This is a genomic window from Methyloversatilis sp. XJ19-13 (genome assembly GCF_024580155.1).
GTDB lineage: Bacteria > Pseudomonadota > Gammaproteobacteria > Burkholderiales > Rhodocyclaceae > Methyloversatilis.
Window position 1 is genome coordinate 74,941 of sequence record NZ_JANINH010000015.1, and the last position, 6,331, is coordinate 81,271.

The window sequence follows — 6,331 nt, forward strand, 5'->3', positions numbered from 1 at the left end:
GATCGTCCCGGTTCGGACATCCCGGGCGACCACGGTGGGCGTTGGACATCACAAATGCGATCGCACACCGATGTCGGGCTCAACCTGCAGGCCGTTGAGCATCTTGTTGAAGCCGCTGAACAGATCGACCACCGACATGAGTTCCACCAGTTCCGCCTCGCTGCTTCCCATGGCACGCAGTGCAGCGCTGTGGGCATAGACGCAGTAATCGCAGCCGTTCACGGCCGACACTGCGGTGGCGATCATTTCCTTGGTCTTTCGGTCGATCAGACCCGGACCCATGACCACTTTCACCCGCTCCCAGCTCACTCGAAGGTAGGCGGGGTTGTGTGCAATGGCGCGAAAGAGCGCCGGCACATAGGGCATGTGAAGCGTGGCCCGGATGTCGGCGAAGATTTCGGCCACTTCCGGTGAGGCGCTGTGCTCGTCAACAAGGCGGATGGTGGTCATCTGGAATCCTCCGGAATCAGCGCTGTGACATCAGCCCCGGGCCGCCTGGCCAAAAAACGCCTTGTGCGTTACCGGCAGGCTGAACATCGGCCAGTTGTGCTCGACCGACATGCGGTACTGCTCCATGCCGATGGTCGCAGTCGCATCAGTCACGCTCAGCACCCGGTAGCCCTTGTCGTAGGCCGAGCGCATGGTCGACTCGATGCACAGATGGGTGAGCTGGCCAGCCAGCACGATGGTCGTGATGCCCTTGGCGCGCAGCACCTGATCAAGGCGGGTGCCGCAGAAGGCGTCAATGCCCGATTTGTTCTCGATCATGATGTCGCTCGGGTGGCGATCGATCGAATCGGCAATCTGTGCGCCCCACGTGCCGCGCTGGAATGCGCCAAGCGTTTTCACGATCTTGAGAATGCCGTAGGGGTCGGCGCCCATCTCCCGGTAGTCCTCCGAGAACTCGATCGGTGTGTGGATGATGGGCATGCCGAGTTCCCGTGCGCCACGGATGAGCGCATTGAGATTCGAAACGACGTTGTTTTCTTCCAGAACAGTCTTGAGCAGCGGATACGCCTTGCCTTCAAGTGCCAGGAAGTCGTTCTGCAGTTCCATCAGCACCAGCGCGGCTTTCGGGGTTGCCATCAGTCATCTCCAGCTTTGGTCATAAGGTGATGCAAAAGAGGCAGGGAGCGCCGGCGCGGTGCCGGACAGCTCCCTGAAAGCGTCAAGCTCCGGAGGTCCAGCGGTGGCCTTCGAACATCGGATCGAGCTGGGTGTGGAACAGGTGATTGGCGTAGTTGCTGAGCGTCTTCACCGACAGCGCGAGCACGATTTCCAGGATGTGCCGATCGGTGTAGCCCGCTGCATGGAACGCTGCGACGGCTTCCTTCGAGGGCAGGCCGCGCTTGTTCACCATCGTGCTGGTGAAAGCTGCGAGTGCAGCAAGTTTTGCGTCCGGAATCGGCGCGCCGGCGCGGATCGCAGCCAGCGAGTCGGAGGCGAGGCCCGACATCTTTTCGGCGATCATGGAGTGGGCGCCCATGCAGTATTCGCACCCGTTTTCCCGGCTGATGACCAGGAAGACCGTCTCCTGCTCGGGGCCGGTGAAACCCGAGTCCTTGCGGAATGCCGCGTAGCCGTCGAGATAGGTATTGAGCAGGCCCGGTGAATTGACCATCAGGGCGTACATGTTCGGGATGAAGCCGACTTGCGCGAATGCCTTTTCAAGCACTGCCTTGCGGGCCGGGTCAGCCGTTTCGATTGACTGCGCGGGCAGATCCAGTTTGTGTTCGGCGAGCATTGGGTTTCCTTTCGATTGAGCGATGAAGTGAATAGCGAGTGGGCGCTCAGGACGAGCGGCCGGTCATCTGACGGAGGTCTTCGGTGTAGACGGGTTGGCCGCCCACACCCCACGCGCCGGACGGCACGTCCTCGATGAGCACCCAAGTCACCGGGCGCAGCGCCTCACCTTCGACGGACAGTACGGCTTCGGTCACCTTGCTGATGATTTCCTGCTTCTGCTCCAGCGACAGGTAGCCGCTTACGCCCTTGATCTGTACGAGTGGCATGGTTTGTTTCCTTTCGATTCGTGAACTAACTTAAGGACTGATCGGTCCATAATTGGGCAAAAAAAATCACTTCAGTGCACTCAGTGCAACCTCGGCGACATCCTCCACAGTCCTGGCACTTGCCCCTGCCTTGACCATGGCCTTCATGCCTGCCAGCAGCGCCAGCAGAAACTGCGACAACGTCTTCGGGTCCTTCTGCTTGCCAACGCTTCCTTCCTTCTGCGCTCGCTTCACCGCTCGTTCGAGTATTGCCATGAACGCGCACGTGCCTTGCTGAACCAGCGTTGCAACCGACGGATCCCGGCCTGCCAGTTCGGTTGCCGTATTGATGATCAGGCAGCCTTTGGAGGGCTCTGTCGTGCGGACCTCGTCGGCAAGCGACACCAGAAAGAACCGCAGGAACGCCATGCCCGATTGAGCACCATCCAGCGCCACGGTCATCCGCTCGACCTGCTGCTCCCGAAACCGCACCAGGCACGCCTCGAACAGTTGATGCTTGCTTCCGAAAGCCTGATAGAAGCTGCTCTTGGAGATGCGCATGGCCGAGATCAGGTCTTGCAGTGACGACGCCTCATACCCTTTGGCCCAGAACACCTCCATGGCTGCCTGCAAAGCTACTTCGGGATCGAATTCGAGGGGACGTCCTTGGCTCATGAATCCATTATGGACCTATCGGTTCATATGTCAACGGTGACGTAAGGATCGTGCTGTCTCATCCCTCTCCGAGCACCGGTCTCCCTTCCTTTCTGTGAGCCTCTGCCCAGGCAGTCTTGCGATTCAATACCCCGGACTCGCGAGCGAACAAAACGCACTGGTCCAGTGACAGCCCACGATCCATCGCCGTCAAGGCTCCAACCACCCGCAGCAGAACGCCGGCGGTCGAGCGCTTCGCCACATGGGTGGCGCGAAACAGCCGGAAGTGCTCGTCGGCGCAGCGCAATCGATATTCGACGTTCGAGGTGATCTCACCGCTCTGGAGGTCTCGAATGCTCGATAGCGCACGCGCTTTGTCCTCCGGGTGCAATCGAGATACCCAGCTCTCAACGGAGGCGGGAAACTCGACTTCGGTTTGATATCCGAGCAGTTTCCTGAATTGGGGTGACCACTCGACCCAGTTCAGGACAGATAGCGGATCCCCCTGATGGACTCTCATGTCCCAGCTGCCTTGGGTGACGATGACATTTGCCGCATCGAAACGCGCCAGGGCATCCTCCACTTGAAGACTTTCCAACCTTTGTTGCTCGACATCTTCAATTGCACCGAGCAGCAAGGTGGGCCGGCCGTAAGCGTTACGTGAGAGCGCGACACGGCTCCGATACGAACGATAAACACCATCCTTTGCGGCCAATCGGATGAAGGTATCCGGCCAAACGCCTTCCCACTCCCCGTTGCACTGAACGGTCAGGGTCTCCAGGGCAGACGACCGGTCATTGGGGTGAATCAGGTCAATCCAGCTGCCCAGCACATCCGGAAAGTCCTCCCGGCCCGAGAAGCCGAGCATCCTGCGAAGTGCGTCTGACCATTGAACCGGATGCGAAGGATCGAGGACGGCGCATTGACCAGGAATCATCGACCAGATTGCCGCGCCGACAACTTTCTCAAGGAGCGTCGCACGGGTGTTGATCGATTCCACGATGCCGATGAGCTCATCTAGTTGATTCAACGCATCGCGAAGCAGAATTTGCCCCACGGCGTGCTCTTCCTCGAAAAAGGTCACTCTTGTGCGCAACCGCAGCAACCCTTCACGCAAGGCGATCAACAAATGACGCTCGGCGCTTGTCCCGCGTGTGGGCGCCTCGTATTCACGGTCTTTGAGCAGACAGTCAGCGAAACGACTTACCTCATTCCAGAAGCGCCTGCGAGCGAGAACATCCACGCCCCCTCCAATCGACAAAGTTTTCACGGAATCGACCAGAGCCGACGCCTCAACGAATGTCTTTCAGCCTAAGGAGGGGAGGCGAGCAAATGGACACCGTGCGTCTTGGTCTGAAAGCAGATCGTCTCTCGAAAAGACAAAGCACTCCCGGCTTGCACAGGTATCGGGGCTCCCACGGTCCGGCGGAAAGACCAGCCACGGGAGTCTCGTCACGCGTGATCAAGATGCGATCGCAGGGTCATTGATGATGCACGTAGTCGTGCGCAGGATCATTGATGATGCACGTAGTCGTGCGCAGGATCATTGATGTTGCGCGTAATCGTGCGCAGGTACGCAGGATCGTAGGCTGACTCGTGATTGATGACAGGTCCGGTCGGACTCGTGGCTGCCGGCGTTTTCGACAACGCACGCAGGTATGCCGGATCGTAGAGAGTTTCATGGATCACTGCCGTGCGCTGGGCATCGGCAGGCCCCGAACCGACCGCCGCGTTGCTCAGACGATCGAGATAGCCCGGCTCATACATTGACTCGTGAGACGCGCCGCCCGCGGCTTGCGTTGCGCCGGAGATCGACAGGCCGATCAGGAGCATCAGGGTGGAGAGCTTGTTCATTTGACTGTCCTTTCAGGAAGATGGGGGTCATTCCCCGGTGTCGCCTCGAAGAAGGGGAGGCGCTAAATGCGCTTTCGACGTCTTTCCTATTGCACCGTCCGTGCCAGATCAGTCGAAATCTTTACTTTCCTTTATCTTCAATTACTTGCAATGCTCACGCATCCCTGAAGCGCGCTCTTCAGACCGCGGAATATCGTGGCCCCGCGAAATACCGTGGATCGACACGCCACCCTGGGCGTGCGGATCCGTATCGCAGTGAGCTTTCGCATGTTGGATCGGTCCTCTCTTTGCCTGGTATCGCCATGGCGAGTGGGCAAGCACTTGATCGACGTTGCTTCACGCTGCCTCGATGCAATGCGCCTGCCATAACAAGGACGAAGAATGAGGAGGAACGCATGAAAGCAGAGACTGAAGGCCTATCCGCGCCCGGCTCAGCGGCAAGAGACGAGACGCCAAGCCCTGCCGGCGCTCTGCTCGCCAGCCTGCTCACGATGGCATGGTTCGTCGAAGCCCGAGACCCCTATACAGGCGGCCACTTATGGCGCGTATCGCGACTCAGTCACTTTCTTGCCGACCGAGCCGGATTCAGCGCATCCGAAAGTGCGCGCATTGCGCTGGGTGGCTTCCTGCACGACCTGGGAAAAATCGGGGTGCCTGATGCGGTGCTTCGCAAGCCGGATCGCCTGACTGATGACGAGTTCGCCCACATCAAGACTCACCCCGACATCGGCCTTCGCCTCCTCGCAGGCCACCCATTGGCGCCTCTGGTCAAGGCGGCTGTTCATTGCCATCACGAACGCCCGGACGGAAAAGGCTATCCGCAAGGTCTCGCGGCTTCTTCAATTCCGGAGGCGGCACGCATCGTGGGGATATGCGATGCATTCGATGCAATGACAAGCCACCGTCCCTACCGCCCTGGCATGCCTCGCAACACCGCGCTTTCGATCCTGAATTCCGAGCGAGGAACGCAGTTCGACGCGTACCTCACAGGCCTGGTCATCGAACTGGGAGACGCCGGATTCCTTGATCATGTCATCGGCCACAGCGATGAGGGCATACCGCTTCAGGACTGCCCGATGTGCGGACCAACGCTTGCACTTCAGCGTGCGGACAAAAGCGGTGATCGGGTCTATTGCCGCAACTGTGCGGGTGAGTTTGAGTTGATCGAATCCGGCCACGCACTCGTCGCACAGCCCACAGGACGTAAAGGTGGCCCCCAACAGCTGCAAGCGCGAGGAGACCCGGATCTGATTCGAAGAACAGTGGAGAGCATCGTCGAAGTATTGCCGTCAGACCTGACCGCTGGGGCGACTTCGCCCCTATCGGCGTACCCTGAACGCAACATGACTTGACATGTTCGAGCCGGCAACTGTTGCCCGCGCACACAGTGCATCCACGAGTCTTTCCGGCGCTGCCAGCATTGATGCTCTCAAGGCTGGCGGGCGAGTCGGGAATCAAGCCGACCTTGGCGTTCCATGGCATGCAGCTCGTCACTGCCGCCTGCGTGATAGGCACCAATGAATATCTGCGGCACGGTGCGCCGCCCGCTCAGTTGCACCATCCGGTCCATCGCGGCGGGATCAAGATCCACGCGGACCTTGTTCAGGCGCTGCACGCCCTTGCGCTGGAGCAGTTGCTCCGCTCTCACGCAATAGGCATACCCCGCAGCGGTGTAGATCGTCACTTCGTTCATGACATATCTCCTCAAGGCGGATGTATCCGGTGTAGCTACCCGAACAACGAAATCCGGCGAAGCGTTTCCGCTCAGACAATTCATGGATGTCCGCTGGACTGTATTCGGCCCTCGTTACAGCGAGGGTTTACGGCAACAC

Annotated in this window: 9 protein-coding genes; 1 reads left to right on the forward strand and 8 read right to left on the reverse strand. The window is 59.4% G+C overall.

The window, feature by feature from the left end; genetic code table 11:
• Positions 1 to 48: 48 nt before the first annotated feature.
• From NMQ14_RS16355 to NMQ14_RS16385, 7 genes are all read right to left on the reverse strand, one after another.
• Positions 49 to 450: a carboxymuconolactone decarboxylase family protein gene (locus tag NMQ14_RS16355; protein WP_257097820.1), complete on the reverse strand. Its 402-nt coding sequence runs from the start codon at positions 448 to 450 to the stop codon at positions 49 to 51.
• A 30-nt stretch (positions 451 to 480) separates the two neighbouring features.
• A complete protein-coding gene (locus NMQ14_RS16360) occupies positions 481 to 1,086 on the reverse strand; it encodes a cysteine hydrolase family protein (protein ID WP_257097822.1) in 606 nt (201 codons plus the stop codon).
• Positions 1,087 to 1,168: 82 nt separating this feature from the next.
• Complete coding sequence (locus NMQ14_RS16365) at positions 1,169 to 1,744, reverse strand: carboxymuconolactone decarboxylase family protein (RefSeq protein ID WP_257097825.1); 576 nt, start codon at positions 1,742 to 1,744, stop codon at positions 1,169 to 1,171.
• A 46-nt stretch (positions 1,745 to 1,790) separates the two neighbouring features.
• Complete coding sequence (locus NMQ14_RS16370) at positions 1,791 to 2,012, reverse strand: 4-oxalocrotonate tautomerase family protein (RefSeq protein WP_069038603.1); 222 nt, start codon at positions 2,010 to 2,012, stop codon at positions 1,791 to 1,793.
• A gap of 66 nt (positions 2,013 to 2,078) precedes the next feature.
• Entirely contained in the window at positions 2,079 to 2,666 is a 588-nt protein-coding gene (locus tag NMQ14_RS16375) for a TetR/AcrR family transcriptional regulator (protein ID WP_257097830.1), read from the reverse strand.
• Positions 2,667 to 2,724: 58 nt separating this feature from the next.
• Complete coding sequence (locus NMQ14_RS16380; RefSeq protein WP_257097832.1) at positions 2,725 to 3,888, reverse strand: PAS domain-containing protein; 1,164 nt, start codon at positions 3,886 to 3,888, stop codon at positions 2,725 to 2,727.
• Between the two features lie 269 nt (positions 3,889 to 4,157).
• Positions 4,158 to 4,499 (reverse strand): hypothetical protein, encoded by a 342-nt coding sequence (locus NMQ14_RS16385; RefSeq protein WP_257097833.1) that lies wholly within the window; start codon positions 4,497 to 4,499, stop codon positions 4,158 to 4,160.
• A 395-nt stretch (positions 4,500 to 4,894) separates the two neighbouring features.
• Here NMQ14_RS16385 and NMQ14_RS16390 point away from each other — a divergent pair, with 395 nt between their 5' ends.
• The gene (locus tag NMQ14_RS16390; RefSeq protein WP_257097834.1) at positions 4,895 to 5,851 is read left to right on the forward strand and encodes an HD-GYP domain-containing protein; all 957 of its coding nucleotides are present in this window, start codon (positions 4,895 to 4,897) and stop codon (positions 5,849 to 5,851) included.
• Between the two features lie 77 nt (positions 5,852 to 5,928).
• Here NMQ14_RS16390 and grxC read toward each other — a convergent pair whose 3' ends face one another.
• Positions 5,929 to 6,192 (reverse strand): glutaredoxin 3, encoded by a 264-nt coding sequence (gene grxC / locus NMQ14_RS16395; RefSeq protein WP_257097835.1) that lies wholly within the window; start codon positions 6,190 to 6,192, stop codon positions 5,929 to 5,931.
• Positions 6,193 to 6,331 lie beyond the last annotated feature (139 nt).

Excerpts from the sequence above, each read along its gene's own strand:
- NMQ14_RS16355 (WP_257097820.1), bottom strand. The coding sequence starts at position 450 with ATGACCACCATCCGCCTTGTTGACGAGCACAGCGCCTCACCGGAAGTG.
- NMQ14_RS16360 (WP_257097822.1), bottom strand. The coding sequence starts at position 1,086 with ATGGCAACCCCGAAAGCCGCGCTGGTGCTGATGGAACTGCAGAACGAC.
- NMQ14_RS16365 (WP_257097825.1), bottom strand. The coding sequence starts at position 1,744 with ATGCTCGCCGAACACAAACTGGATCTGCCCGCGCAGTCAATCGAAACG.
- NMQ14_RS16370 (WP_069038603.1), bottom strand. The coding sequence starts at position 2,012 with ATGCCACTCGTACAGATCAAGGGCGTAAGCGGCTACCTGTCGCTGGAG.
- NMQ14_RS16375 (WP_257097830.1), bottom strand. The coding sequence starts at position 2,666 with ATGAGCCAAGGACGTCCCCTCGAATTCGATCCCGAAGTAGCTTTGCAG.
- NMQ14_RS16385 (WP_257097833.1), bottom strand. The coding sequence starts at position 4,499 with ATGAACAAGCTCTCCACCCTGATGCTCCTGATCGGCCTGTCGATCTCC.
- NMQ14_RS16390 (WP_257097834.1), top strand. The coding sequence starts at position 4,895 with ATGAAAGCAGAGACTGAAGGCCTATCCGCGCCCGGCTCAGCGGCAAGA.
- grxC (WP_257097835.1), bottom strand. The coding sequence starts at position 6,192 with ATGAACGAAGTGACGATCTACACCGCTGCGGGGTATGCCTATTGCGTG.